Here is a 721-nt window from a genome sequence, read left to right on the forward strand (position 1 = left end):
CCAACAAAGCTATATAGACGATGACCAAGAAAGCACTGAGGAAGATCCTAACAATGAAGAAAGAAAAGAGCAAACAGAAACACAAACATCCATAGACCAAAACCCTCAAAGGCTAGAAGAAAACAAAAACAACTACACCATAAGCCAAAAAGCCAAACTAAATAACAAAGAAGATGCCATAATCTATGAAATAAAAGTAACAAAAAAACAAGCATCAACAAAATCAGACTCCCCACTAAATCTAAGCCTTATAACATACAAGACCCAAGCCCTAAAGGACATCAAAATAACAAAAATCATCCTGGACGGCAAAGAAACAAAAATACAAGAAAACAAGGCGGACGATGACAAGAGCCTACATAGCAAAACAATAACAACACCAAGCATAGAAAAAGAAATAACATACACCTTAGAAGGAACAATCGACAAAAAAACAATAGACAACAAAAAACTCTACTCCTTTGACCTATCCCTAGACCAAGGTCAAACAAACATAGACCTTCAAAGAATATCCTACAAATTCATCGAATACCAAAAAGAAGATGACCCAGAAGAAAAAGATAAAACTAACCCACATCAAAGAAGGCGAAGACGAACTAAGAACCATAAACTACAAAAAAGAAGAAAGCGAAGAAAAGGCAGACGAAATAAACTACACCGACTACCTAATCTCCAAAGACAAGGCAGACGAAGAATCCCAAGCCCAAGAAAAAAACAAAAA

The 721-nt window shown here is 35.8% G+C and carries 1 protein-coding gene; it reads left to right on the top strand.

From position 1 onward, the window contains the following. The coding region (locus tag HMPREF0077_RS10835) for a hypothetical protein (protein ID WP_004837912.1) at positions 1-721 on the top strand (721 nt) is incomplete at both ends.

This window comes from Anaerococcus tetradius ATCC 35098, from assembly GCF_000159095.1.
Taxonomy (GTDB): Bacteria; Bacillota; Clostridia; order Tissierellales; family Peptoniphilaceae; genus Anaerococcus; species Anaerococcus tetradius.